Source organism: Kitasatospora sp. NPDC090308, from assembly GCF_044769485.1.
GTDB lineage: Bacteria > Actinomycetota > Actinomycetes > Streptomycetales > Streptomycetaceae > Kitasatospora > Kitasatospora fiedleri.
The window spans coordinates 243,668-268,426 of the sequence record NZ_JBIVXY010000001.1; the positions used below are offsets into that span (position 1 = coordinate 243,668).

A 24,759-nucleotide genomic window follows, 5' to 3' on the forward strand; every position below is an offset into this window, starting at 1 on the left:
CCGCGACGGGCCCGCGGCAGGACCACCGACGGAGGGAGCACGGGCCATGACCCGACCGGACCCCGGACTGGCGCACGGCTGGTGCGCCCTGACCGCCCTGCACGGCCGGATCGAGGCCCACGTCGAACGCGCCCTCCAGGCCGAACACGAGCTCAGCGTCCGCGAGTTCTCCGTCCTGGACGTGCTCTCCGAGCAGCACGACGGCGACGGCGGCCACTTCCGGATGAACCAGCTGGCCGACGCGGTCGTGCTGAGCCAGAGCGCCACCACCCGCCTGGTCACCCGGCTGGAGGACCGCGGCCTGCTGTCGCGCTACCTCTGCCCCACCGACCGGCGCGGCATCTACACCAACGTCACCCCGGACGGCCTCGCCCTGCTCGAACGGGCCCGGCCGACCAACGACCGCGCCCTCGCCGAAGCACTCGACAGCGCCGAGCGGCGCCCCGAACTCGCCCCGCTGGTCACGGCCGTCCGCCGCCTCCCCCGGCCGGAGAAGTCGCAGGGCTGAACGGGCGGCACCCCGCTCCCGGCGCGGGCGGCGCGCAGCCGCCCGCAGCACGGGGAGCCTCCGCCAGCTAGTCCGTCTTGCGGCGCTGGCGCCCCGTCCCGTAGTTGGAGCCGCTCTTCGCCCCGGAGCCCGGCTTCGCCCGCCCGGAGGCCTTGCCGATGAAGCCGGCCGCCATCTGCGGGGAGCCCGCGCCGGGGCGCTGCTTGGGGCGGGGGCGGCGCGGGTTGCCGCTCATGTCGACGTCCTTGGGCAGGCCGCCGTCGGCCCGCTTCGCCGGACGGCGGCGCGCCTCGCCGTCCACCGGCTTCGCCGCGCCGCGCCCGCGCCCCCGGCCGCGTCCGGCGCCCTCCGCACCCGCGCCCGCACCGGCGGCCGACGGCTGCGGTACCAGGGCGGCGGCGACCGCGGCGGGCACCGGCAGCGCCACCGCCACGCCGGACGGGGTGCGGGCGCCGGTGATGCGCCCCAGCTCGCCGTCCCCGGGGCGGACCTTGGTGACGGTCGGGCGGATGCCGGCGATGGTCATCAGCCGGTTGACCTCGCGGCGCTGCTCGGGCAGCACCAGGGTGACCACGGTGCCGGACTCGCCGGCCCGGGCGGTGCGGCCGCCGCGGTGCAGGTAGTCCTTGTGGTCGATCGGCGGGTCGACGTTGACGACCAGGTCGAGGCCGTCGATGTGGATGCCGCGGGCGGCGACGTTGGTGGCGATCAGCGCGGTGACCTCGCCCTCGCGGAACTGGTCGAGCACCCGGTTGCGCTGCGGCTGCGACTTGCCGCCGTGCAGCGCGGCGGCGACCACGCCGTGGGCGCGCAGCTGCTTGGCGAGGCGGTCGGCGCCGTGCTTGGTGTGCACGAACATGATCACCCGGCCGTCGCGGGCGGCGATCCGGGCGGTGGTCTCGGCCTTGTCGGCGGGGTCGAGCTGGAGCAGGTGGTGGTCCATGGTGGTGACCGCCCCGGCCGACGGGTCCACCGAATGGGTGACCGGGTCGGTGAGGAAGCGGTTGACCAGGCGGTCCACGTTGCGGTCCAGGGTGGCGGAGAACAGCATCCGCTGCCCGCCCTCGGCGACCTGCTCCAGCAGCTTGACGACCTGCGGCAGGAAGCCCATGTCGGCCATCTGGTCGGCCTCGTCGAGGACGGTGATCGCCACGTCGTCCAGGAACACGTCGCCGCGCTGGATCAGGTCGTCCAGCCGGCCGGGGGTGGCGACCAGCACCTCGGTGCCGCGCCGGACCTGGTTGGACTGCCGGGTGATCGACATGCCGCCGACCACGGTGGTGATCCGCAGGTTCAGCACCCCGGCGTACGGGGCGAGCGCCTCGGTGACCTGCTGGGCCAGCTCGCGGGTGGGCACCAGCACCAGGGCCAGCGGACGCCGCGCGGAGGCGCGCTTGCCCGCGGTGCGCACCAGCAGCGGCAGGCCGAAGGCGAGCGTCTTGCCGGAGCCGGTGCGGCCCCGGCCGAGCACGTCGCGCCCGGCCAGCGCGTCCGGCAGGGTCGCGGCCTGGATCGGGAAGGGCTCGGTGACGCCCTGCGCGCCGAGCTCCTTCAGCAGCCCGGCGGACAGCTCCAGCTCGGCGAAGCTCGCCGCCGGCGGCCGGGACGGGGTGCCCTGCACGGGCGTGAAGTCCTCGGCGGGCGCCGCCGCGGGGGCCGCGCCGCGGCGCGCCCGGCGCGGCTGCTCACCGCGCGGCGCGCCACCGCGGCCGGCGTCGGTGCGGGGGGCGCCGGTACGGGCGGCACCGGTGCGCGGCTGCCCGCCGCGGGTGCGCGGCCGGTCGGCGCGGGCCTGCTCGTCGCGGGGCTGCTCACCGCGGGGCTGGCCGGTACGGGACTGCTGGCCGCGGGACTGCCCGGTACGGGACTGGTCGGTGCGCGGACGGGACTGCTCGGGCATGGGTGTTCCCACTCTCTGGGGGCCGCCAGCCGGATGCGCGGGAGGGACCCGCTGGGCTGGGAAACGGTTCGGCCGCCGGATGAGGGGAAGAGGGGCCGCCCCGGCCGTCGGGCGGCATGGACGAGGGCCCGTACCCTGTGGAGGTACGGGCCCTCGCCTGCAACATCTAGGAGTCGGCGTGAGCCGGGACTCAGATGGCGCGGATGTTCTCCGCCTGCGGGCCCTTCTGGCCCTGGGTGACGTCGAACTCGACCTTCTGGCCCTCGACGAGCTCACGGAAGCCGGTCGACTGGATGTTCGAGTAGTGAGCGAACACGTCGGCGCCGCCGCCGTCCTGCTCGATGAAGCCGTAGCCCTTTTCGCTGTTGAACCACTTCACGGTGCCGGTAGCCATAACCGTCTCCACTTTCACTGGGGCATTGGGACACACACCTCGTGCGCCCCACGTAGCCGCGATCCCCATCCGGAGACTAAACACCGGACAAAACAAATGCGCCTGGCGGTTGGAACCAGCAGGCGCACACACACGTTCATGGGAACCAATACTGCAACTGCTTCGACAATAGCACGTCGGTCCTCGTCAACGGCAGCAATGGTTGCGCTGGTCACACCGTGTTTCGCGACCGCGCGCAGGGGGCATGCGGTCCGTTCGGGCCGCATGCCCCCTTGTCCCACCGGGTCAGCGCCGGGTCAGCATCGGATCGGCGCCGGGTCAGCGCCGGCCGGCCGCCTCCGGCTCGCGCTCGCCGACCGCCTCGGGGCCGTGGTCGGGCATCGCGCCGTGACCGGGCCACCAGGCCCGCTTGCCCAGCAGGGCGGTGATCGCCGGGGTGAAGAACATCGCCATCACGAAGGCCGCCAGCACGATGCCGATGGCCAGCGCGAAGCCCAGCTCGGCGAAGAGCACGTTGCCCGCCAGCATGAAGGTCGCGAAGGACGCCGCCAGGATGAACCCGGCCGCGGCGACGGTCGGACCGGCGTGTCGGACCGCCTCCTTGGCCGCCTCGCGCGGGCTGCGGCCCTCGCGGGCCTCCTCCCGCAGGCGGGCGATGATCAGGATGTTGTAGTCGGTGCCGATCGCCACCACGAACAGGTAGATGAAGATCGGCAGCATGAACATCAGACCGGGCTCGGTGCCGATCTTGAGGAAGGCCACCGTGGTGGCGCCCAGGGTGGCCGCGAAGCCGAGGCCGACCGAGGCCATCAGGTACCAGGGCGCGACCACGCTGCGCAGCTGGAGGCCCAGGATCAGCAGGATCAGCAGACCCGCCACCGGGAAGACCAGCTTGTAGTCGTGGGCCATCGCGAGGTTGATGTCCTTGTACACCGACGAGGTGCCGCCGATCAGCGCCTCGCTGCCGTCGGGAGCGGCGGCGTGGGCGGTGGAGCGCAGGTCGGTGACCGCGTCGATCGCCGCGTTGCTGGCCGCGGAGTCCTTGAGCGTCACGGTGAAGTCGGCGGTGGTGCCGTCCTCGCTGACCTTGTGCTCGCCCGCGACGCCCGCGACGCCGGGCACCTGGCCGAGCTTGGCGCCGAAGCCGTCCAGCGCGGCGGCGTCCAGCTTGCCGCCGGCCTCGCCGGTGGTCAGGAAGACGTGCGTCGGGTCGGCGGCGCCGGCCGAGAAGCCCTTGCTGAGCGAGTCCATGACGACCATGGACTCCTTGTCCTTCGGCATCATGCTCTTCGCCATGTCGAAGGTGCCCTGGTAGCCGAGGCCGGCCAGCGAGAGGATCACCAGCAGGCCGCCGGAGACCACCGCGACCAGGCCGGGGCGGCGGCCGACGATCCGGCCGAGCTGGTGGAAGCGGGCGCCCTCGGGCTCCTGCATCCACTTGCGGCCGGGCCAGAAGGTGGCCTTGGCCGGGATGACCGCGAGCAGCGCCGGGGTCAGGGTGAGCGAGGCCAGCGCGGTGACGATCACCGAAATGGCCAGCGCCGGGCCGAGCGCGGTGAACATGCCCAGCTCGGACAGGATGAGCACGGCGAAGGCGACGGTGACCGCGCCCGCCGCCGAGGCGATCGCCTCGCCGACCCGGCCGACGCCGTTGGCCACGGCCGACTTGCGGTCGTCGCCGGCCCGCAGCCGCTCGCGGTAGCGGAACATCAGGAACAGGAAGTAGTCGGTGCCGACGCCCAGGATCACCACGATCTGGATGGCCGAGGCGATCGGCGAGCTCTTCAGGTCGAACAGCTTGGTGACGAAGGCGATCAGGCCGCTGGCCGCGATCATCGGGAACAGCGAGAGCAGCACCGGCAGCCAGCCGACCAGGACGCCGCGGAAGATCACGCCGACGATGACCACGATCAGCACCACGGTGGCGACCATGGTGATCGCGTCGGTGGCGCTGGAGGACTCCTTCTGGTCCAGGGCCATCGCGGCCTGGCCGCCGACCTGGTACTTCAGCGAGGTGCCCTCGGCGAGCTTCCTGCCGTCGTCGCGGAGCTTCTTCGCGGCGTCGCCGTACTCGTCGGTCTGCATCTTCGTCTTGTCGATGGAGACCATCGACATCGCGTAGTGCCCGTCCTTGGAGGTGCTCTGCGGGGACGGCGGGATGACCTGCTCGACCAGCGGGATGTGCTCGTCCGTCAGCCCCTGCACGACCTTGGCCATGTCGGCCTTGTCGGCGTCGGTCAGGGCGCCGCCGTCGGTGCGCTCGAACAGCAGGATCGCGCCCGGGGAGAACTCGGCCGGGAACTTCTGCTCCTGGAGCGCCGAGGCCCGGATCGACTCGTAGTGCTTCGGCAGGAACTCCGACTCGTCGGTCGAAGCACTCATCTTCGGTGCGAAGGCCGCCAAGCCGATGGAGGCGATCACCCAGGCGATGATCACCCACCAGGCCCGCTTGACGACGAAATGTCCAAGTCGGTGGAACATGCTCGAAATGCCTCCTGGGCATGGTTCACCGCCGCCGGGGGGACGGGGCCGGGCAACGGCTCTGACCGGCGCGCGGACCCCTGCGGGATCTAGCCGGTCGGCAGGTAAGGACTGATGAGCATCCTACGGGACCGTACTTGCCGCCCGGCAAGTGGGTATCGCGGCTGCCCCCGGGGGCGGCCACGGAACCGGCCCCGCACCATCGTCACCCGGCCGCGGCCCCTCCCACCTCGTGCTCCGGGTGGAGATCGCTCCCCCTCAGGGTGGACGTCGCACCGTCCCCGAGGAGGAGACCCCGACCCCCGGGGTGGGGTTAGCCCCCCACTCCTCCCTGGGGGCAGGTTCAGGGAGAAGACGGGGCCTGGCCGGATGGTCCGTCAGAGCGCGCCTCCCTAGCGTGTGTTGTGCCGCGGAGCAGTGCCGCGGCCCACTGGCCGGGGCGGTCCCGACCGCCCGAAACCCTGGGGGGACCCGCAGTGAAGCAAGGAATCGCCGCCACGATGGGTGCCTGGAGCGCCCGCCACCGGAAGACCGCGGTCTTCGGCTGGCTGCTGTTCGTCGTCCTGGTCTCCTACCTGGGCGGGGCGCACGGCTCCGCCAAGGTCACCGCCGCCGAGTCGCTGCCGGGCCAGGTCGCCCGGGCCGCGAGGATCCTGGACGAGGCGGGCGTCGAGTCCCCGGCCGGCGAGACCGTGCTGGTGCAGAACGCCGCCCTGACGGCCGACGACCCGGCCTTCCGGGCCGCCGTCGAGCAGGTCGCCGCCGCCGTCCGCGGCACCGGCCGCACCTCCGGGGAGCTCAGCCCGTACGACACCGGCGCGGTCTCCGCGGACGGGCACTCCGCCCTGCTGCGCTTCACGGTCGACGGGGCGGACGACGAGGCCGCGGTGGCCAACGTGCCCCCGGTGGTGGACGCGGTGGCCGGCGTGCAGCGGCGGCACGCCGACTTCCTGATCGAGGAGTACGGGCAGGCCAGCTCCGGCAAGTGGTTCGCCGACCGGTTCCGCGACGACTTCGCCCGCGCCGAGTGGACGGCCGTGCCGCTCGCCCTGGGCATCCTGCTGATCGCCTTCGGGGCCGTGGTCGCCGCCGTCCTGCCGGTGGTGCTGGCGATCACCGCCTTCGTCGCCGCCGGCGGCCTGGTCGCCCTCTGCTCCGGGCTGCTGCACACCAGCGACGACGCCGGCTCGGTGATGCTGCTGGTCGGCCTGGCCGTCGGCGTCGACTACTGCCTGTTCTACCTGCGCCGTGAGCGCGAGGAGCGGGCCGCCGGCCGCGACCGCGCCACCGCGCTGCGGATCGCCGCCGCCACCAGCGGCCGGGCCGTCCTGGTCTCCGGCGTCACCGTGGTGGTCGCCATGGCCGGCATGTTCCTCACCGGCATCGCCGACTTCCGGGCGATGTCCTTCGCCACCATCGTGGTCGTGGTCACCGCCGTGCTCGGCTCGCTGACGGTGCTGCCCGCGCTGCTCTCGATGCTCGGAGACCGGGTCGAGAAGGGCCGCCTGCCCTTCCCGCGCCGCCCGCGGCGCGACGCCCGGGGCGGCAGCCGGTTCTGGGGCGCGGTGCTCGCCCCCGTCCTGCGCCGCCCGCTGGCCGCCGCCGTCCTCGCCACCGGCCTGCTGCTGGCGGTCGCCGCCCCGCTGCTGACCATGCGCACCGCGAACCTCACCTTCCAGCAGCAGCTCCCGAAGGGCAACGCCCTGGTCGCCACCGCGCAGCGGATCGAGGCCGCCTTCCCCGGCAGCCCCGCCCCCGCCACCGTGGTGGTCAGGGCCCGTGACATCACCTCCACCGAGATGACCCGGGCGCTGGCCGACCTGCAGTCCCGGGCGCTGGCCACCGGCCGGATGCACGGCCCCACCGAGCTCACCGTGCACGCCGGGCAGAACGTCGCGACGGTCGACATCCCGCTCTACGGCAGCGGCAACGACGCCGTCTCGGCCGCCGCCCTCAGGGCGCTGCGCGAGGAGGTCGTCCCGGCCACCGTCGGGAGGGTCCCCGGCACCGAGGCCCCGGTCACCGGCGAGACCGCCGGGTCGGTCGACTTCAACCGGCAGATGTCCGACTCGATGCTGCCGGTGCTCTGCTTCGTGGTCGCCTTCGCCTTCCTGCTGATGCTGCTCTCCTTCCGCTCGCTGTCCGTCGCCGTCACCGCCGTCCTGCTCAACCTGCTCTCCGTCGGCGCGGCCTACGGCGTGCTGTCGCTGGTCTTCCAGCACGGCGTCGGCGCCGCCCTGATCGGCACCGCCGGCGTCGGGGCGGTCGAGAGCTGGGTCCCGCTGTTCCTGTTCGTGATCCTCTTCGGCCTCTCGACGGACTACCACGTCTTCGTGGTCTCCCGGATCAAGGAGGCCCGCGACCGCGGCCTGAGCACCCGGGACGCCGTCGCCCACGGCATCCGCACCACCGCCGGCGTGGTCACCAGCGCCGCGGTCATCATGGTCGGCGTCTTCGCGGTCTTCGGGACGCTCTCCGTGCAGTCCATGAAGCAGATGGGCGTCGGCCTCGCCGTCGCCGTCCTGATCGACGCCACGGTCGTCCGGGCCGTGCTGCTCCCCGCCGTGATGACCCTGCTCGACGAGCGGAACTGGTACCTCCCCCGCTGGCTGCGCTGGCTCCCCCGGATCGAGGCCGAGACCCCGGCCGCCGACCCGGCCACCGACCCGGGCACTCCGGCGGGCACCCCGCAGGGCGGCCGGCCCGAGCTGCTGGGCGCCGGCCCCCACCGGTAGCCCGGCCCACGGCGCTCCGGCGGCGCGCCGACGGGGGCCGGTGCCGGGCCCGGAGGTTCCCCGACAATGGACGGGTGATCTTCGACGAACCGAGGGCGCTGGCCCTCCTGCAGGAAGCATCCGCCCCGGCCGGGATCGACCCGGCCGGGGCCGCGCTGCTCGCGCTCGGGCAGAACGCCGTCTTCGAGCTGCCCGCCGAGGGCCTGGTGGCCAAGGTCGGGCGGACGCCGGGCGAGGCCGGCACGGCCCGCGCGGAGCGCGAACTGGCGCTGGCCACCTGGCTGGACGGCGCCGGGGTGCCGGTGGTGCGCCCGGCCGAGGGCGGGGTGCGGGTGGTGCGGGAGCACCCGGTGACGTGGTGGCACCGGCTGGCGCCCGCGGTACGCCCGGCCCGGCCGGCGGACCTGGCACCGCTGCTGACGGCACTGCACGCGCTGCCGCGGGCCCCCGTCCCGCTCGGGCGGCGCGACCTGCTGGCGCCGGTGGACAGTTGGCTGGCCGCCGCCGAGGGCCACGTCGACCCGGCCGACGCGGAGTTCCTGCGGGCCCGAAAAGAGAGCTTTGTCACCGCGATCGCCGAGCTGGCCCCGGTCCTGCCACCGGGCCCGATCCACGGCGACGCGCTGCCGCGCAACGTGCACGTCACCCCGGACGGCCCGGTGCTGCTCGACCTGGAGTACATGGCCGCGGACTTCCGCGAGCACGACCTGGTGGTGCTGGCGCTCAGTCAGGACCGCTACGGCGTCCCGGCCGAGGAGGTCGCGGCGTTCAACTCGGCCTACGGGTGGGACGTCCGGGAGTGGCCCGGGTTCGCGGTGCTGCGCGGGGCGCGGGAGACCGCGAGCGCCGCGTGGGTGGCCCAGCAGGCGGCCGGAAACCCGGCCGCCGGGGCCGAGTTCCGTCGCCGGGTGGACTCGCTGCGTGACGGAGCGACGGCAGTACGCTGGTTCGCGTTCTGACCGCTTCCGTCCGGTGCCCGCCCTGTGGCGCGGCGCACATCCGGACGGAACCACCCCGCTCGTGCCTGGCGTCGTACCGGACGCCCCGCCCCCAGGCGGCCGGTACGACGTCAGGAGTCGCCCCGTGGTGAAGTCCCGCATACCCGCCCCCCGTCGTCCGCTGCTGCTCGGTGCCTGCGCGCTGCTCGGCACGTCCGCCCTGCTGGTGGCGTGCGATGCACCGGGTACCCCCTCCGCGGCGGGGGACGCCGCGCACCGCTCGGTCCCACCGAGCGCGAGCACGGGCACGACCGGTACGGCGGACGGGACTTCCTCGGTGGCGGCGCGGCCCACCCCGGGCGAGGACCGGGAGACGGGCGCCGCCCCCGGCCGCACCCCGGCGCCGCCCGCACCGGGCGGCGGCACCGCCCCGGCCTCGCCGTACGCCTCACCTTCCCCGTCCGCGCCCGGGTCCGCCGCGCCGTCCGCGAGCCCGAGCGCCTCGCGGCCCGCCACCACCCCGGCCCGGCCGTCCGCGCCCGCGCCCGCCTCCCACGTGCTGCGGCACACCGCCTCGGGCGGGCGGACGGTGGCGCTGACCTTCGACGACGGTCCGGGCCCGGCCACCGGGCAGGTGCTGGACCTGCTGGCGCAGTACGGCGCGAAGGCGACGTTCTGCGAGATCGGCGGCAACGCGCAGGCCCGCCCGGCGGCGGTGCGGCGGATCGTGGCCGAGGGCCACCGGCTGTGCGACCACACCGTGGACCACCCGCAGCCGATGCACACCCAGCCGCACGAGCGGCAGGTCGCGGAGATCGCCGACGCCGGGTCGATGATCGAGCACGCGGCGGGCGACGGCACGCCGATCGCCTGGTGGCGCGCCCCGGGCGGCGACTTCACCGCGGAGAACGAGCGGATCGGCGCCGACCTGGGCATGAAGTCGCTGGGCTGGACGGTCGACCCGCGCGACTGGTCGCGGCCGGGCGTGCAGGCGATCGTCAGCAACGTGCAGCACGACCTGCGCCCGGGCGGGGTGGTGCTGATGCACGACGGCGGCGGCGACCGCAGCCAGACGGTGGCGGCGCTCAAGCAGCTGCTGCCGTGGCTGGTCGCGCAGGGCTACGCCTTCGACTTCCCGCAGTCCTGACGGGCCGTCGGCCTCCGGCAGGAGGCCGCCGGCGGACCCATGGCGGACCCACCGGCGGGCGGCGGGGCGCGCGAGCGCTAGGAGGCTTCCTTGAGCGGCCAGCGCGGGTCGACCACGGCCGCCGGGTCTTTGCGGCGCAGCCAGCTCTGCAGGTCGGTGGCCCAGGCCCGGTGCCAGTCGATCTGCCGCCGGTGCAGTTCGTCCAGCGGCAGGTCGCCGGCCTGCGCGGGGTAGCGGTGGCCGAGGGCGACGGCGACCCGGACGGCGGCCAGCGCGTCGCTGCCGGCCTCGTGCGCGTCGCGCAGTTCGACGCCGTAGACCTCGCAGACCCGCTGGAGGGTGCGCGAGCCCTTGCGGTACTTGTCCAGCGCGCGGTCGACGACCATCGCGTCGACCACCGGGGTGACCGGCCCGCCGAGGCGGTCGGCCAGCGTGGGCAGGCGGTGGCGGCGCAGTTCGGCGTCGAGCAGGGAGAGGTCGAAGGGGGCGTTGAAGGCGACCACGGGCCGCCCGGCGGCCAGCCGGTCGGCCAGGGCGCGGGCGATCTCCTCGATCGCCTCGGCGGCCGGGCGGCCGTGCGCGCGGGCCTCGGCGTCGGTGATGCCGTGGATCGCGGCGGCCTCGGCGGGTATCGGGACGCCGGGGTCGAGCAGCCAGGTGGCGGCCCGTTCGACGCCGCCGCCGAGGGTGTCGACCACGGCGGCGGTGACGATCCGGGACGCCTCCGGGTCGGTGCCGGTGGTCTCCAGGTCGAAACCGGTGAGCGGCCCCTTCCACCAGGTCATGGGGGTGTGTCCTTCCGTCAGCACTGCCAAGGTGGGTCCATCATCGCGCGGCGCAGTGACAGCGCCCGCGGCACTCCTGCCCCCGGGCGGGGTCGGGCACGCGCTCAGGACACCGGCCGGGAGTCCCCCCACAGGTCCTCGAACTCCTCGCGGTAGACCTCCAGCAGCCCGGGTTCGGTGCCGCCGGGGTCCTGCCCGGCGCCGCCGCGCAGCACCAGCGCGGGCGACTCGATGCCGCGCGCCCGGCGCAGGTAGGGCTGGACGACGCCGAGGTCGGTGGAGCGCCGCCGCCCGCCGGCGCCGGTGGTGCGCTGGCCCTCGACCAGGTAGGCGGTGAACCGGGGCAGTTCGTCGAACACCCGGATCTCGAAGCTGCCCTGGTCGCGCAGCCGGGCCCGGACCCGGCGCACGTGCATGATGTTCATCTCCACGGCGCGCCCCAGCTCGCCGCGCCCGATGCCCAGTTCGCGTTCGCGGCGGCGCACGGCGCTGCTCGCCGGGTTGAGGAACAGCAGCCGCACCCGGCAGCCCTCGGTGGCCAGCCGGACCAGCCGCTTGCCGGTGTAGTTCTGGCACAGCATCCCCAGGCCGATGCCGACCGCGTCCAGCCGGCGGGCCCCGTCGAGCAGGTCCTCGACCGGCAGGTCGCGCTGGAGCCGGACCCGGTCGGCGTGCACGGCGACCACGTCGGCGTAGCGGCCGGCGACGAGTTCCTCGACCACGTCGGCGGGCACCCCGCCGTGCCCGCCGTCGAGCAGGGCCAGCAGCCGGGCGGCGGCCCGCTCGGTCTGGTCGAGGACGGTCTGCGACAGGGCCCGGTTGCGGGAGACCACGTGCCGGGCGACCTCCAGTTCGTCGAGCGCCAGCTCGACCTCCCGGCGGTCCACCAGGTGCGGTTCGAAGCACGGCCAGTGCTGCACCATCAGCTCGCGCAGCTGCGGCAGGGTGAGGAAGACCAGCGGGTCGTCGTCCGCCGGGTCGAGCAGGTAGCCCTTGCGGCGGGAGACCTCGCGCACGGCGGCGGCCCGGTGCACCCACTCCTCGCCGGCCGGTCCGGCGGCGGCGGTGACCCACTCCTCGCCGTGCGCGGGCGCGTAGACGGGGCGCAGCACCTCGTCGACCAGGGCGCGCATCCGCTGCTCGACCAGGTTGAGCCAGACGTAGGCGCGGCCGGCCAGCCGGACCCGGCGGTAGGCGTCGTCCCACTGGTCGGCGGCCCAGGCGGGCGGCGCCCCCTCGGCCGGGCCGCCCTGCGGGGGCAGCGGTCCGCGGCCGCCGCGGACGATCAGCGTCGGGGCCTCGCTGCTCCCGGCCCGCGGGTCCGTGCCGTCGCCGCCGGCGGGGAACCCCATCCGCTACCTCACCTCTCGTCCGCCGCCCTGCGGGTGACGGTGCGTCCGCTGGATCCGTCCACCACGACGGCCCTGGTCGCACGCCGCGTGGGCCCGGGGCTCGCGGTCCGGACGATCAAGGGTATCGCCCGGCGCCGCCGGGCCGCAGCCCTCTTGACAGCAAGCGGACCCGGCCCCGACCGTGCGTCACCGCCCGGCCACGCCACGCCGACGGACCGGGCCGCTGGGACACCCGTTCGGGCGAACCACGCGCGGATGGGCGGGGAGTTCGGGCCGCCGCCGGGGAGTATGCGGGTGTGCCGTGCGTCACCTGGTTGCCGCTCCGCACATGGCCGGGCGCTCCACCGGGAAGCCCTCTGGGAAACCCTCTTGGGAGCGCCAGTTCGCCTCAGGCACAAGGAAGTTGAGGATACATGCAGGTCTGGCCGGGGAAACCGTACCCGCTCGGCGCCACCTACGACGGGGCGGGCACCAACTTCGCCGTGTTCTCCGAGAGCGCGCACCGGATCGAACTCTGCCTGATCGCCGAGGACGGCGCCGAGACGGTGGTCGAGCTCCGCGAGACCGACGCCTTCGTCCGGCACGCCTACCTACCGGGCGTCCAGCCCGGCCAGCGCTACGGCTTCCGCGTGCACGGCCCGTACCAGCCGGGCCTCGGGCAGCGGCACAACGCCTCGAAGCTGCTGCTCGACCCGTACGCGAAGGCGATGAGCGGCCACATCGACTGGGACGAGTCGGTGTACGGCTACCACTTCGGCGCGCCCGAGCGCCGCAACGACCTGGACTCGGCCCCGCACACCATGCACTCGGTGGTGATCAACCCGTACTTCGACTGGGGCACCGACCGGCCGCCGCGCACCGACTACCACCGCACCGTGCTCTACGAGGCGCACGTCAAGGGCCTGACCAAGCTGCACCCGGGCATCCCCGAGGAGATCCGCGGCACGTACGCGGGCCTGGCCCACCCGGCGGTGATCGAGCACCTGGCCAAGCTGGGCGTCACCGCGATCGAGCTGATGCCGGTGCACCAGTTCGTCCGCGACCACCGGCTGCGCGACCTGGGGCTGGCGAACTACTGGGGCTACAACAGCGTCGGCTTCTTCGCCCCGCACTCCTCGTACTCCTCCACCGGCGACCGCGGCCAGCAGGTGCAGGAGTTCAAGTCGATGGTCAAGGCGCTGCACGCGGCCGGCATCGAGGTGATCCTCGACGTGGTGTACAACCACACCGCGGAGGGCAACCACCTGGGCCCCACGCTCTCCTTCCGCGGCCTGGACAACGCCTCCTACTACCGGCTCGCCAAGGACCAGCGCTTCTACGAGGACACCACCGGCACCGGCAACTCGCTGCTGATGCGCAGTCCGCACGTGCTCCAGATGATCATGGACTCGCTGCGCTACTGGGTCACCGAGATGCACGTGGACGGCTTCCGCTTCGACCTGGCCGCGACGCTGGCCCGGCAGTTCCACGAGGTCGACCGGCTCTCCTCGTTCTTCGACCTGGTCCAGCAGGACCCGGTGGTCTCGCAGGCCAAGCTGATCGCCGAGCCCTGGGACCTCGGCGAGGGCGGCTACCAGGTCGGCAACTTCCCGCCGCTGTGGACCGAGTGGAACGGCAAGTACCGCGACACCGTCCGGGACTTCTGGCGCGGCGAGCCCGCGACGCTGGCCGAGTTCGGCTCCCGGCTGACCGGCTCCTCCGACCTCTACCAGGACGACGGCCGCCGCCCGATCGCCTCGATCAACTTCGTCACCTGCCACGACGGCTTCACCCTGCGCGACCTGGTCTCCTACAACGACAAGCACAACGAGGCCAACGGCGAGGACAACCGGGACGGCGAGTCGCACAACCGCTCCTGGAACTGCGGCGCCGAGGGCGACACCACCGACCCCGCCGTGCTGGAGCTGCGCGCCCGCCAGCAGCGCAACTTCATCGCCACCCTGATGCTCTCCCAGGGCGTCCCGATGCTCTGCCACGGCGACGAGGCCGGACGCACCCAGCGCGGCAACAACAACGCCTACTGCCAGGACTCCGAACTGGCCTGGGTGCACTGGGACGGGGACGGCGCCGACGCCTCCCTGCTGGAGTTCACCCAGGCCATGATCTGGCTGCGCCGCGACCACCCGGTCTTCCGCCGCCGCCGGTTCTTCCACGGCCGCCCGGTCTCCGGCACCCACGACGACCTCACCGACATCGCCTGGTTCACCCCGGCCGGCGAGGAGATGACCAAGCGGGACTGGTCCACCACCTACGCGAAGTCGCTGACCGTCTTCCTCAACGGCAACGCGATCTCCGAGCCCGACCGGCGCGGCGGCAAGATCGTCGACGACTCCTTCCTGCTGCTGTTCAACGCCCACTTCGAGCCGCTCACCTTCACCGTCCCGGCCGGGCACGGCGAGGCCTGGCAGGTCGTCGTCGACACCGCGCTGCCCACCCTGCCGCCGCGCGGCACCGGCCCCCGGGTCAAGGCCGGCGACACCCTGCGCCTGCCCGACCGCGCCCTGATGGTGCTCCAGCGCCCGGCGTGACCCCGCGCGCTCCGGTTCGTCCCCGACTCTTCGGTCTGCGGGCGCTCCGGGGCGGGTACCCCCCTCCGCACTGCGGCTCCGCAGATCGGAGGGGGTACGGAATGTCTCGTCGGTGGTTGGTGACCGGCTGTTCGTCGGGGTTGGGGCTGGCGCTCGCGCGGGCGGTGGCGGCGGCCGGGGACCGGATCGTGGCGACCAGCCGGGGGGCTTCTCCGCTGGACGCGCTGGCGGCGGAGTTCCCCGGGCAGGTGGTGCCGGCCCGGCTGGAGCTGCGCAGCGCGGCGGACTGCGCGGCGGCGGTGGAGCTGGCGTGCGCCCGCCTGGGCGGGGTGGACGTGCTGGTGAACAACGCCGCCGTCGGCCTGTTCGGGGCGGTGGAGGAGGTCTCGGACGCGGAGCTGCGCGACCAGCTGGAGGTGCTGGCGGTGGCGCCCTGGCGGCTGGCCCGGCTGGTGCTGCCGGTGATGCGGGCGCAGGGCGGCGGGCACGTCGTGAACGTGTCCTCGGTCGGCGGCCGGATGGCCTTCCCGGGCCTGGGGGCGTACGTGGCGGGCAAGTTCGCGCTGGAGGGGATGAGCCTGGCGCTGGCGGCGGAGGCGGCGGCGTTCGGGGTGCGGGTGACGGTGGTCGAGCCGGGCGGCTTCGCCACCTCGTACGGGAACGCGCTGACCGAGACCGCGGCGAAGCTGCCGGAGTACGGGCCGGTGCTGGCGCCGATGCACGCGGCGCTGCGCGGCATGGCGGGGGCCGCGGAGCTGAACCCGCCGGAGGCGTTCGCCGCACTGGTGCTGCGGGCGGTGGCCGCGCCGGCGGGCCCGGTGCGGCTGCCGGTGGGGCCGGACGCGTACGCGATGCTGGAGGCGGCGCTGGCCGGGGAGGCGGCGGAGCTGGCCGCGGCCCGGGCGCTGGCGGGCGAGGGGGCGGCGGCCCGGGCGGGCGAGGAGGTCGCCGAGCCCGGTCCGGTCTGAGGGCGCGCCCCTCGTTCGGCGCAGTGGACGGTAGGTCCGGGGCGGCCCGGGTAGGCATGCGGGTATGACGTCAGCCGCCGCACGCCCCGAGACTGCCGGCATCCCGACGGCCAGTTACCGGCTCCAGCTGCAGCCGGAGTTCACCCTGCACGACGCCCGCCGGGCGGTGCCGTACCTGGCGGCGCTCGGCGTGTCGCACCTGCACCTGTCGCCGCTGCTGGAGGCGGTGGCCGGCTCCACGCACGGCTACGACACGCTCGACCACAGCCGGATCAGCGAGCAGCTCGGCGGTGAGCAGGCGCTGCGCGAGCTGGCCGCGGAGGCGGCGGCCCACGGGCTGGCGCTGATCGCGGACGTGGTGCCCAACCACATGGCGCTGCCGGTGCCGGAGCGGCTGAACGGGCCGCTGTGGCAGGTGCTGCGGAACGGCCCGGACGACCCGTTCGCGGACTGGTTCGACATCGACTGGGCCGCCCAGCCGGGCCCGGTGGACGCCCCGGAGCGCGGGCGGCTGCTGCTGCCGCTGCTGGGCGACCGGCTGGGCGCGGTGCTGGACCAGCTGGCGGTGGACGGCGACGTGCTGCGCTACCACGACCACGCGTTCCCGCTGCGGCCCGGCACCGAGGGCCTGCCGCTGGCGGAGCTGCTGGAGCGGCAGTGGTACCGGCTGTGCTGGTGGCAGCTGGCCGACGAGCAGGTCAACTACCGGCGCTTCTTCACCGTCAACGACCTGATCGCCGTCCGGGTGGAGGTCCCGGAGGTGTTCGAGGCCACCCACGGGGTGCTGCTGCGGCTGCACCGGGAGGGCGTGCTGGCGGGCTTCCGGATCGACCACCCGGACGGGCTGGCCGATCCGCGCGGCTACCTGCGGCGGCTCGCGGAGGCCACCGGCGGGGCGTACACGGTGGTGGAGAAGATCCTGACCGGGGACGAGGCGCTGCCCGCGGACTGGCCGTGCGCGGGGACGACCGGGTACGACGCGCTGCGCCGGATCGACGGGGTGCTGACCGACCGGCGGGGCGCGGAGAAGCTGTTCGCGGCCTACCGGCGGGACGTGGGCGAGGCGGCGGACCCGGCGGCGGCCGGCCGGGCCGGGCGGGCCGAGATGGTCGCGCCGGGCGGGGCGCTGGCGGCGGAGACGGACCGGCTGGTGCGCCTGGTGGGGCGGATCTGCGCGGACGGGCCGGAGCTGGCGGACCACTCGCCGCTGGCGGTGCGCCGGGCGCTGGAGGGGCTGCTGACCGGCTACCCGGTGTACCGGCCGTACGTGGTGCCGGGCGAGCCGGCCCCGCCGGAGGCGGTGGCGGCGCTGGCGGCCCCGGTGGACGCCCCCGCCACCGAGCGGCTGGTGCGGGAGCTGGCGCTGGGCGCGCTGGGGCGGTCGGCGGCGAAGGACGAGTTCTGCCACCGGTTCGGGCAGACCGCGTCGGCGGTGGCGGCCAAGGGCGTGGAGGACACCGCGTTCTACCGGTTCAACGCGCTGCTGTCGCTGAACGAGGTGGGCGGCCTGCCGGAGCGGCCGGGCGTGTCGGTGGAGGAGTTCCACCACTGGTGCGCCGAGCAGGACCGGCTGTGGCCGGCTTCGATGACGGCGCTGTCCACGCACGACACCAAGCGCAGCGCGGACGCCCGGGCCCGGCTGGCGGTGCTGGCGGAGCTGCCGGAGGTGTGGGCGGCGGAGTGTGCGGCGTGGACGCTGGCGGCCGGGCCGTGCGCGGACCGCTCCACGGCGTGGCTGCTGTGGCAGACGCTGCTGGCCGCGTGGCCGGTGTCCGAGGAGCGGCTGCTGGGGGTGGTGCTGAAGTCGGTGCGGGAGGCGAAGCGGCGCACCTCGTGGAAGGACCCGGACGAGTCCTTCGAGCGCGGGCTGGAACGGTACGTGCGGGGGGCGCTGGCCAACCCGGGGCTGTGCCCGCGGATCGCCGGGTTCGCCGGGCTGATCGCGCCGTTCGCCCGGGTGAACTCGCTGTCGGCGGCGCTGCTGCACCTGCTGGCGCCGGGCGTGCCGGACGTGTTCCAGGGCGGCGAGGAACCGCTGTACACGCTGGTCGACCCGGACAACCGGGCGCCGGTGGACCTGGGCGCGCTCGCGGTGCGGCTGACCGACTCGCCGGAGCCGCGCCCGGGCGACCTGGCCCGGGAGAAGCTGCACCTGACCACCACCGCCCTGCACCTGCGCCGCTCCGGCCCGCTGGGCTCGTACCGGCCGGTGGCGGCCCGGGGCCCGGCCGCCGGGCACCTGGTGGCGTTCGGGCGCGGCGAGCGGGTGCTCTGCGCGGCGACCCGGCTGCCGTACGGGCTGCACCGGGCGGGCGGCTGGCGCGAGACGGTGCTGGAGCTGCCGCCGGGGCGCTGGACGGACCTGCTGACCGAGCGGCACTTCACCGGCGGCACCGTCGAACTCTCGTATCTCTTCCGGCAGTCGCCGGTCGCACTGCTCGCGGAGGGGTCCTGATGCGGTACCGGGTGTGGGCACCGGAGGCCAAGGTGGTCGAGGTGGAGGTCGGGGCGATCCCGTACCTGCTGGAGCGCGACCCGGCCCGGCCGGGCTGGTGGCACGGGGAGGCGCCGGAGGGCGACTACGGCTTCCGGCTGAACGGGGGCCGGGCGCTGCCCGACCCGCGCTCGGCGTGGCAGCCGTTCGGCCCGGACGGGCTGAGCCGCCGGGTCGACCACGGCGCGTTCGCCTGGTCGGAGACGGCCTGGCGGGGGCGCCCGCTGCCGGGCGCGGTGGTGTACGAGCTGCACGTGGGCACGTTCACCGCCGGGGGGACGTTCGACGCGGCGGCCGAGCGGCTCGACCACCTGGTCGACCTGGGCGTGGACTTCGTCGAGCTGATGCCGGTGTGCGCGTTCCCGGGCCGCTCCGGCTGGGGGTACGACGGGGTGGACCTGTGGGCGGTGCACGAGCCGTACGGCGGGCCGGACGGGCTGAAGCGGTTCGTGGACGCGGCGCACCGGCGCGGGCTGGGCGTGGTGCTGGACGTGGTGCACAACCACCTCGGTCCCTCGGGCAACTACCTGCCGCAGTACGGCCCGTACTTCACCGACCGGCACCAGACGCCGTGGGGCTCCGCGGTCAACCTGGACGCGCCGGGCTCGGACGAGGTGCGGGCGTTCCTGATCGGCAGCGCGCTGTCCTGGCTGCGCGACTACCGGATCGACGGGCTGCGGCTGGACGCGGTGCACGCCCTGGTGGACACCCGGGCCCGGCACTTCCTGGAGGAACTCGCCGCCGAGGTCGAGAAGCTGGCGCAGGCCACCGGCCGGCCGCTGTTCCTGGTCGGCGAGTCCGACCTGAACGACCCGCGCACCACCGCCGCCCGGGAGGCGGGCGGCCTGGGCCTGGACGCGCAGTGGAGCGACGACTTCCACCACGCGCTGCACTGCCTGCTGACCGGCGAGTCGCAGGGCTACTACGCGGACTTCGCCGCCGACCCGTACGCGGCGGTGGCGAAGACGCTCACCCGGGGGTTCTTCCACGACGGGAGCTGGTCCTCGTTCCGGGGCCGCTCGCACGGCCGCCCGTTCCCGGCCGGGCACGGGCACCGGCTGCTGGGCTACGCGCAGACCCACGACCAGGTCGGCAACCGGGCCGTCGGCGACCGGCTGTCGGCCGCGCTGCCGCCGGGGCGGCTGGCGGCGGCGGCCGCGCTGGTGCTGACCTCGCCGTTCACGCCGATGCTGTTCATGGGCGAGGAGTGGGGGGCGGGCACCCCGTGGCAGTACTTCACCGACCACACCGACCCGCGGCTGGCCGAGGCGGTCCGGCAGGGGCGGCGCCGGGAGTTCGCCGAGCACGGCTGGCGGGCCGAGGAGGTGCCGGACCCGCAGAGCCCGGACACGGTGGCCGCCTCCACCCTGGACTGGGCCGAGCCGAAGCGCGCCCCGCACGCCGAACTGCTGTCCTGGTACCGGGAGTTGATCCGGCTGCGACGGACCGCCCCGGAGCTGTCGGACGGCGACCTGGCCGCGGTGCGGGTCCGCTACGACGCGGCGGCCGGCTGGCTGGCGGTGCACCGGGGCCGCTACCGGGTGCTGGTGCGGCTCGGCGGCTCCGCGCAGCCGCTGACCGTCCCGCTGGAGGGCGGGTTCGCCGCGCTGGAGGCCGCGTTCGGGGAGGTGGCGGTCGGCGGGGCGGCGGCCGGCCCGGGCGGCGCGGTGCTGCTCGGGCCGGACGCGGTGGCGGTGGTGCGCACCGCGTAGGCGGCGGGCGTCCGCGGCGGGCCTCCGTCCGGCCCGGGCGCGCGCCGCGCGGCGGCTACCAGAGGTACTCGCTGATCCGGGTGCGCAGCCCGGCGGCGTCCAGGCCGTACGCGGCCAGGTGCTCGGGGATCGAGCCGTAGTGCCGGTGCTCGGCCACCGGCACGCCCAGGGCCAGCACCCGGTGCGGCAGGTCGCCGAGCGCCAGGTGCGCGGCGCGCTCGGAGGTGCCCGCCAGGTAGGGCTCCACCAGTACCGCGTCGGCCCGCTCGCCGAGCGCGGCGCGCAGGCCCGCGGCGTCGAACGGGCGGACGGTGGCCGCGTACAGCACCGTCACGTCGAGCGTCTCGGTGGCCTCCAGCACGGCGTCCAGCATCGGGCCGACCGCCAGCACCGTGCCCGCGTGCCGGGAGCCCTGGCGGACGGTCAGGAAGCGTCCGGGGGCGACGGGCCGGGCCTCGGCGTTCTGGTGCGCGGAGAGCCGGACGTACTGGAGGGTGTCGCCCGCCGCGACGGCGTGCCGCAGCAGCAGGTCGGCCTCGGCGGGGTGGCCGGGGACGTGGACGTGCCAGTCGGGGAGGGTGTCGAGCAGGGCGACGTCGCCCGGGGACATGTGGGTGCGGCCGCCGGCCGGCCAGTCGTAGGAGCCGGCCGCGCTCACCAGGACCGCGCCGACGCCCTGGTGCACCAGGTCCAACTTCACCTGCTCGAAGGGCCGTTCGACCAGGAAGCTGGCGAAGGTGTGGGCGATCGGCCGCATCCCGGTCAGCGCCAGGCCGCCCGCCACGCCGATCAGCAGCTGCTCGCGGATGCCGACGTTGACCACCCGGTCGGGGTGGGCGCGGGCCGCCCCGGGGAACTGCGCGACCCCGATGTCGGCGAGCACCAGCGCGGTGCGCGGGTCCCGCTCCAGGAGTTCGGTGACGGTCGTGGCGAACTGCTCGCGCATGGTGGCCTCGTGGGTGGCCGGTCCGGTCGCCTCGTGGGTGCTCTGCATGGTCTCTTCTCCCCTGCGGTCAGCTGTGCTTGGGCTCGGTGCGGGCCACCACGACGTGCGGGCGGCCGGGGTGCGGGGCGGTGAACGCCCGGTACAGCTGCGCGTGGTCGCGGCCGTCCACGGTGGCCGTCGACCAGCCCTCCCCGGCGAACCGGGCCGCGATGCCGCCGCTCCAGCCGTGCGTGGCCGAGGAGTTGTCGATCACCAGGGTGTGCAGCCGCTCCAGCCCGTACGCCCCGGCGAAGGCCACCGCCTCGTGGTTGGAGCCCTCGTCGAACTCGGCGTCGCCGATCAGCACCCACACCGCCGGACCGTCCAGGCCCTGCGCCCGCAGGCCCAGCGCCGTCCCGACCGCCAGCGGCAGGCCGTGCCCCAGCGAGCCGGAGCCGATCTCCGCGCCGGGCACCAGCAGCCGGTCCGGGTGGTGGCCCAGCGGCGAGTCGTAGGCCCCGAAGCTGGACAGCAGCTCGACCGGGAAGAAGCCCTTCGCGGCCAGCACCGCGTAGTACGCCATCGGGCCGTGGCCCTTGGACAGCAGGAACCGGTCGCGGTCCGGCGCGTCCGCGTTGCCCGGGTGCGCGTTCAGCACCCGGTCGTAGAGCACCCACAGCGCGTCCAGGGTGGAGGTCGCGGCCGGGGAGTGCTTCTCGTCGCCGGTCATCAGGGAGATCAGGTGCGGCAGTTCGGCGAAGCCGCCGCCGCGGGTGCGCGTCGCCGCGCCTGCCGTGGGGCTGCCTGCCGTGGGGTCACCCGCCGTGGGGGCGTTCGCCGTCGCTTCGTCCGTCGTGGAGTCGCTCGTCATGGGAGAAAGCCTCCGACTTCAAGTGCGCTTGAAGTCAAGCGGGCGCTTCCCGGTACGCTGCGGAGGCATGGCACCCACCCGGCACGACGTCCTCACCATCGGCCAGCTCGCCGAACGCAGCGGCCTGGCCGCCTCCGCGCTGCGCTACTACGAGAGCCTCGGGCTGATCCACTCCGCCCGCACCGCCGGGAACCAGCGCCGCTACCCCCGCACCGCGCTGCGCCGGATCGCCTTCGTCCGGGCCGCCCAGCAGGTCGGGCTCAGCCTGGAGGAGGCCCGCGCCGCCCTCGCCCGGCTGCCCGAGGACCGCGCCCCCACCACCCGGGAGTGGAACACCGTCGCCACCGCCTGGCAGCACCGGATCGACCGGCAGATCGCCGAACTCCAGCACATGCGCGCCAAGTTGACCGGATGCATCGGCTGCGGCTGCCTCTCCCTGAGCCGCTGCGGCCTCTACAACGCCGCCGACCGGGCCGCCGCCGCCGGGCCCGGCGCCCGCTACCTGCTCACCCGCGACCCGGACACCGGCCCCGAACCCGGGGCCGACCCCGCCCCGGCGGGCTGATCCGCCGGTTTCCGGACCCGCCGCCCGGCCCGCCGCCGGGCCGTCTATGCTGCCCCCGAAAGCGCGTTCCACCGACGGGGGGCCGGACATGACCGAACATCAGGAAATCGCCCTGGACTGGATGTCCGGCGAGCAGGAGCCGCCGCCCTCCGCCGAGCTGCGCCCCGAGGTGCCGCACCCGGCCCGGATGTACGACTACTACCTCGGCGGCAAGGACAACTTCCCCGCCGACCGGGCCGCCGCCGAACAGGTGCTCTCGATCAGCCCGCTGGTGCGGATCAGCGCCCAGGCCAACCGGGCCTTCCTGCAGCGGGCCGTGCGCACCCTCGCCGAGCAGGGCGTGCGCCAGTTCCTCGACATCGGCACCGGCATCCCCTCCGCCGGGAACACGCACGAGATCGCCCAGGCCGTCGCCCCGTCCGCCCGGGTGGTCTACCTCGACAACGACCCGATCGTGCTGGTGCACGGCCGGGCCCTGCTGGCCGGCGCCCAGCAGGGCAGCGTCAACGTCCTCCAGGCCGACCTGCGCAAGCCCGAGGCGATCCTCGCCGACCCGGCCGTCCGCGACCTGATCGACCTCGACCGGCCGGTCGCCCTCCAGCTGTTCGCCATCCTGCACTTCATCGACGACGCCGACGACCCGTACGCGATCGTCCGCACCCTGGTCGACGCCCTGCCCTCCGGCAGCTACCTGGCCCTCTCGCACGCCACCGGCGACTTCGCCGCCCCCGAGGACGCCGCCAAGGGCCCCGCCGTCTACAAGTCCGCCACCGCGCAGCTCAGCATGCGCACCCGCGAGCAGGTGCTGCGCTTCTTCGACGGCCTCGACCTGCTGGAGCCCGGCCTGGTCACCGCCCCGCTGTGGCGCCCCGACCAGGCCCCGCGGGACACCGACCAGCAGGTCGCCATCTGGGCGGGCGTGGCCCGCAAGCCCTGACCGCGGCCGGAGCCGACCCGGCGGGTGGCGGTGCGATCATGGGCCATCCGCACCCGTCCGAAGGAGCGCCCGCCGTGACCGCACCGCCGCCCGCCGGGCCCCCGGCCGCCGTACCGCAGCCCGACGCGCCGCAGCCCGCCGTACCGCCGCTGGTCGACGCCGGCTGGCTGGCCGCCCGGCTCGGCCGGCCCGGCCTGGTGGTCCTGGACGCGGGCGTCGGCGCGCACCGGCACCCGCCCGTCCGGATCCCCGGCGCCCGGGCCTTCGACCTCGACGGCGCGCTCTCCGACCACGCCTCCCCGCTGCCGCACACCCTGCCCTCCCCCGCCGACCTCCAGCGCGCACTGCGCGCCCTGGGCGTCGACGACCGCTCCACCGTGGTGGTGTACGACGGCGCGGGCGTGTACTCCGCCCCGCGCGCCTGGTGGATGCTGCGCGCCGCCGGCCTCGACCGGGCCGCCGTCCTGGACGGCGGCCTGCCCGCCTGGCGGGCCGCCGGACACCCCGTCGACGCCGGACCGCCCGCCTCCCCCGCCGACGGCCTCCCGGCCGGGGACGTCACCGTCCGGCCGCGCCCCGGCCTGTTCGCCGACCGGGACGCCGTGGCCGCCGCCCTCGCCGACCCCGGCACCGCCGTCCTGGACGCCCGGGCCCGCGACCGGTTCACCGGCGCCGCCCCCGAGCCCCGCCCCCACCTGCGCCGCGGCCACCTGCCCGGCTCCACCAGCCTCCCCTTCACCGAACTGCTCACCCCTGACGGCCGCTACCTCCCGGCGCCCGCGCTGCGCGCCCGCCTCGCCGCCGCCTCCGGCGACCGCCCCCGCCTGATCGCCTCCTGCGGCTCCGGCGTCACCGCCTGCGTCCTGGCCTTCGCCGCCCACCTCACCGGCCACCCCTCCCCCGCCGTCTACGACGGCTCCTGGTCCGACTGGGGCCGCCCCGAGACCGGCCTGCCGGTCGCGACCGGCGACTGAGCGCGGCGGCGGGGCGGGCGCGCAGCTCGGGCGCCGGCGGGTCAGCGGCCCTTCACCGCCGCGTCGGCCGCGGCCAGTTCCGGGACGAGGGCGGCGAGTTCGTCGGCGATCCGGGTCAGGTCGGCGTGCGAGCTGCGCAGGTCGAGGCGGCGGTGCTGGCAGTCGGCGAGGGCCGCGAGCGGTTCGGGGAGGCGTTCGGCGCGCAGTCTGGGGGTGTCGCCGACCAGGACGGGGATGACCAGGGCGCCGACGGCGAAGGCTTCGGCTATCTCGCGGCGCGGCCAGTCCTCCGGGTCCTCGACCGCGGGGCGGCCGTCGCGGCCCTGGACGTCGAACCAGCGGGGGCCGACCACGGCGAGCAGGACCGCGCAGTTGCGGACCGCGGCGATCAGCTCCTGCGGGTAGCGGCTGCCGGGGGCGATGGACTTGCTGGCCCGGAACACCTGGTCGCTGCCGAACCGGTAGGACAGTCCGTGGTCGAGCAGCGCGGCGACCGCCTCCTGGTCGCCGGTGCGGTAGTTCACGAAGATCGCGGGCATGGTGCG

At 75.1% G+C, this 24,759-nt stretch carries 19 protein-coding genes; 11 read left to right on the forward strand and 8 right to left on the reverse strand.

The window, feature by feature from the left end; genetic code table 11:
* Positions 1-46: 46 nt before the first annotated feature.
* Positions 47-508: a MarR family winged helix-turn-helix transcriptional regulator gene (locus ACIQVD_RS01030; RefSeq protein WP_400688211.1), complete on the forward strand. Its 462-nt coding sequence runs from the start codon at positions 47-49 to the stop codon at positions 506-508.
* A gap of 67 nt (positions 509-575) precedes the next feature.
* Here the strand turns inward: ACIQVD_RS01030 and ACIQVD_RS01035 are convergent, their stop codons facing one another.
* The 3 genes from ACIQVD_RS01035 to ACIQVD_RS01045 all read right to left on the reverse strand — a co-directional run bounded on the left by ACIQVD_RS01035 (position 576) and on the right by ACIQVD_RS01045 (position 5,283).
* Positions 576-2,408 (reverse strand): DEAD/DEAH box helicase, encoded by a 1,833-nt coding sequence (locus ACIQVD_RS01035; RefSeq protein WP_400688213.1) that lies wholly within the window; start codon positions 2,406-2,408, stop codon positions 576-578.
* A gap of 190 nt (positions 2,409-2,598) precedes the next feature.
* The gene (locus ACIQVD_RS01040; protein WP_030460121.1) at positions 2,599-2,802 is read right to left on the reverse strand and encodes a cold-shock protein; all 204 of its coding nucleotides are present in this window, start codon (positions 2,800-2,802) and stop codon (positions 2,599-2,601) included.
* A gap of 318 nt (positions 2,803-3,120) precedes the next feature.
* Complete coding sequence (locus ACIQVD_RS01045) at positions 3,121-5,283, reverse strand: MMPL family transporter (RefSeq protein ID WP_402285141.1); 2,163 nt, start codon at positions 5,281-5,283, stop codon at positions 3,121-3,123.
* Between the two features lie 500 nt (positions 5,284-5,783).
* Here ACIQVD_RS01045 and ACIQVD_RS01050 point away from each other — a divergent pair, with 500 nt between their 5' ends.
* The 3 genes from ACIQVD_RS01050 to ACIQVD_RS01060 all read left to right on the forward strand — a co-directional run bounded on the left by ACIQVD_RS01050 (position 5,784) and on the right by ACIQVD_RS01060 (position 10,103).
* Positions 5,784-8,018 carry an MMPL family transporter gene (locus ACIQVD_RS01050; RefSeq protein WP_402285143.1) on the forward strand — a complete coding sequence of 745 codons (2,235 nt, stop codon included), beginning with the start codon at positions 5,784-5,786 and terminating at the stop codon, positions 8,016-8,018.
* Between the two features lie 74 nt (positions 8,019-8,092).
* Positions 8,093-8,977 (forward strand): phosphotransferase enzyme family protein, encoded by an 885-nt coding sequence (locus tag ACIQVD_RS01055; protein WP_400688218.1) that lies wholly within the window; start codon positions 8,093-8,095, stop codon positions 8,975-8,977.
* Between the two features lie 124 nt (positions 8,978-9,101).
* Positions 9,102-10,103 carry a polysaccharide deacetylase family protein gene (locus ACIQVD_RS01060; RefSeq protein ID WP_402285145.1) on the forward strand — a complete coding sequence of 334 codons (1,002 nt, stop codon included), beginning with the start codon at positions 9,102-9,104 and terminating at the stop codon, positions 10,101-10,103.
* Between the two features lie 77 nt (positions 10,104-10,180).
* On the opposite strand, the gene ACIQVD_RS01065 is transcribed toward ACIQVD_RS01060, so the two are convergent.
* Positions 10,181-10,888 (reverse strand): exonuclease domain-containing protein, encoded by a 708-nt coding sequence (locus ACIQVD_RS01065; protein WP_400688222.1) that lies wholly within the window; start codon positions 10,886-10,888, stop codon positions 10,181-10,183.
* 104 nt (positions 10,889-10,992) lie between these two features.
* Entirely contained in the window at positions 10,993-12,240 is a 1,248-nt protein-coding gene (locus ACIQVD_RS01070) for an SAV2148 family HEPN domain-containing protein (protein WP_400688224.1), read from the reverse strand.
* Between the two features lie 413 nt (positions 12,241-12,653).
* Here ACIQVD_RS01070 and glgX point away from each other — a divergent pair, with 413 nt between their 5' ends.
* From glgX to treZ, 4 genes are all read left to right on the forward strand, one after another.
* Positions 12,654-14,768, forward strand: a complete 2,115-nt coding sequence (glgX, locus tag ACIQVD_RS01075) for a glycogen debranching protein GlgX (RefSeq protein ID WP_400688226.1) — start codon at positions 12,654-12,656, stop codon at positions 14,766-14,768.
* A gap of 101 nt (positions 14,769-14,869) precedes the next feature.
* Positions 14,870-15,736, forward strand: a complete 867-nt coding sequence (locus ACIQVD_RS01080; protein ID WP_402285148.1) for an SDR family NAD(P)-dependent oxidoreductase — start codon at positions 14,870-14,872, stop codon at positions 15,734-15,736.
* Positions 15,737-15,800: 64 nt separating this feature from the next.
* A complete protein-coding gene (treY, locus tag ACIQVD_RS01085) occupies positions 15,801-18,191 on the forward strand; it encodes a malto-oligosyltrehalose synthase (protein WP_402285150.1) in 2,391 nt (796 codons plus the stop codon).
* Entirely contained in the window at positions 18,191-19,942 is a 1,752-nt protein-coding gene (treZ, locus tag ACIQVD_RS01090) for a malto-oligosyltrehalose trehalohydrolase (RefSeq protein ID WP_402285152.1), read from the forward strand. The genes treY and treZ overlap by 1 nt, the downstream gene beginning before the upstream one ends.
* Before the next feature lie 55 nt (positions 19,943-19,997).
* Here the strand turns inward: treZ and ACIQVD_RS01095 are convergent, their stop codons facing one another.
* Together ACIQVD_RS01095 and ACIQVD_RS01100 are read right to left on the reverse strand one after the other, a co-directional pair.
* Positions 19,998-20,936, reverse strand: a complete 939-nt coding sequence (locus ACIQVD_RS01095; RefSeq protein WP_400688235.1) for a transketolase family protein — start codon at positions 20,934-20,936, stop codon at positions 19,998-20,000.
* A 19-nt stretch (positions 20,937-20,955) separates the two neighbouring features.
* Positions 20,956-21,597: a transketolase gene (locus tag ACIQVD_RS01100; protein ID WP_400688616.1), complete on the reverse strand. Its 642-nt coding sequence runs from the start codon at positions 21,595-21,597 to the stop codon at positions 20,956-20,958.
* A gap of 208 nt (positions 21,598-21,805) precedes the next feature.
* Between ACIQVD_RS01100 and soxR the strand changes: the two genes are divergently transcribed.
* The 3 genes from soxR (at position 21,806) to ACIQVD_RS01115 (ending at position 24,214) form a co-directional block, all read left to right on the forward strand.
* Positions 21,806-22,303, forward strand: coding sequence for a redox-sensitive transcriptional activator SoxR (soxR, locus tag ACIQVD_RS01105; RefSeq protein ID WP_400688237.1), 498 nt, complete (start codon positions 21,806-21,808; stop codon positions 22,301-22,303).
* 88 nt (positions 22,304-22,391) lie between these two features.
* Positions 22,392-23,240, forward strand: coding sequence for an SAM-dependent methyltransferase (locus tag ACIQVD_RS01110; protein ID WP_400688239.1), 849 nt, complete (start codon positions 22,392-22,394; stop codon positions 23,238-23,240).
* Positions 23,241-23,314: 74 nt separating this feature from the next.
* Positions 23,315-24,214 (forward strand): sulfurtransferase, encoded by a 900-nt coding sequence (locus ACIQVD_RS01115; protein ID WP_400688241.1) that lies wholly within the window; start codon positions 23,315-23,317, stop codon positions 24,212-24,214.
* Between the two features lie 41 nt (positions 24,215-24,255).
* Here ACIQVD_RS01115 and ACIQVD_RS01120 read toward each other — a convergent pair whose 3' ends face one another.
* On the reverse strand, positions 24,256-24,753 hold the full coding sequence (locus ACIQVD_RS01120) for a toll/interleukin-1 receptor domain-containing protein (RefSeq protein ID WP_111553216.1): 498 nt from the start codon (positions 24,751-24,753) through the stop codon (positions 24,256-24,258).
* Positions 24,754-24,759 lie beyond the last annotated feature (6 nt).

Bases quoted from the DNA above. Each gene is read 5' to 3' on its own strand.
- ACIQVD_RS01050 (WP_402285143.1), top strand. From the start codon at position 5,784: ATGGGTGCCTGGAGCGCCCGCCACCGGAAGACCGCGGTCTTCGGCTGG.
- ACIQVD_RS01030 (WP_400688211.1), top strand. From the start codon at position 47: ATGACCCGACCGGACCCCGGACTGGCGCACGGCTGGTGCGCCCTGACC.
- ACIQVD_RS01065 (WP_400688222.1), bottom strand. From the start codon at position 10,888: ATGACCTGGTGGAAGGGGCCGCTCACCGGTTTCGACCTGGAGACCACC.
- ACIQVD_RS01095 (WP_400688235.1), bottom strand. From the start codon at position 20,936: ATGCAGAGCACCCACGAGGCGACCGGACCGGCCACCCACGAGGCCACC.
- ACIQVD_RS01100 (WP_400688616.1), bottom strand. From the start codon at position 21,597: ATGACCGGCGACGAGAAGCACTCCCCGGCCGCGACCTCCACCCTGGAC.
- glgX (WP_400688226.1), top strand. From the start codon at position 12,654: ATGCAGGTCTGGCCGGGGAAACCGTACCCGCTCGGCGCCACCTACGAC.
- ACIQVD_RS01035 (WP_400688213.1), bottom strand. From the start codon at position 2,408: ATGCCCGAGCAGTCCCGTCCGCGCACCGACCAGTCCCGTACCGGGCAG.
- soxR (WP_400688237.1), top strand. From the start codon at position 21,806: ATGGCACCCACCCGGCACGACGTCCTCACCATCGGCCAGCTCGCCGAA.
- ACIQVD_RS01040 (WP_030460121.1), bottom strand. From the start codon at position 2,802: ATGGCTACCGGCACCGTGAAGTGGTTCAACAGCGAAAAGGGCTACGGC.
- ACIQVD_RS01110 (WP_400688239.1), top strand. From the start codon at position 22,392: ATGACCGAACATCAGGAAATCGCCCTGGACTGGATGTCCGGCGAGCAG.
- treY (WP_402285150.1), top strand. From the start codon at position 15,801: ATGACGTCAGCCGCCGCACGCCCCGAGACTGCCGGCATCCCGACGGCC.
- ACIQVD_RS01080 (WP_402285148.1), top strand. From the start codon at position 14,870: ATGTCTCGTCGGTGGTTGGTGACCGGCTGTTCGTCGGGGTTGGGGCTG.
- ACIQVD_RS01045 (WP_402285141.1), bottom strand. From the start codon at position 5,283: ATGTTCCACCGACTTGGACATTTCGTCGTCAAGCGGGCCTGGTGGGTG.
- ACIQVD_RS01070 (WP_400688224.1), bottom strand. From the start codon at position 12,240: ATGGGGTTCCCCGCCGGCGGCGACGGCACGGACCCGCGGGCCGGGAGC.
- treZ (WP_402285152.1), top strand. From the start codon at position 18,191: ATGCGGTACCGGGTGTGGGCACCGGAGGCCAAGGTGGTCGAGGTGGAG.
- ACIQVD_RS01120 (WP_111553216.1), bottom strand. From the start codon at position 24,753: ATGCCCGCGATCTTCGTGAACTACCGCACCGGCGACCAGGAGGCGGTC.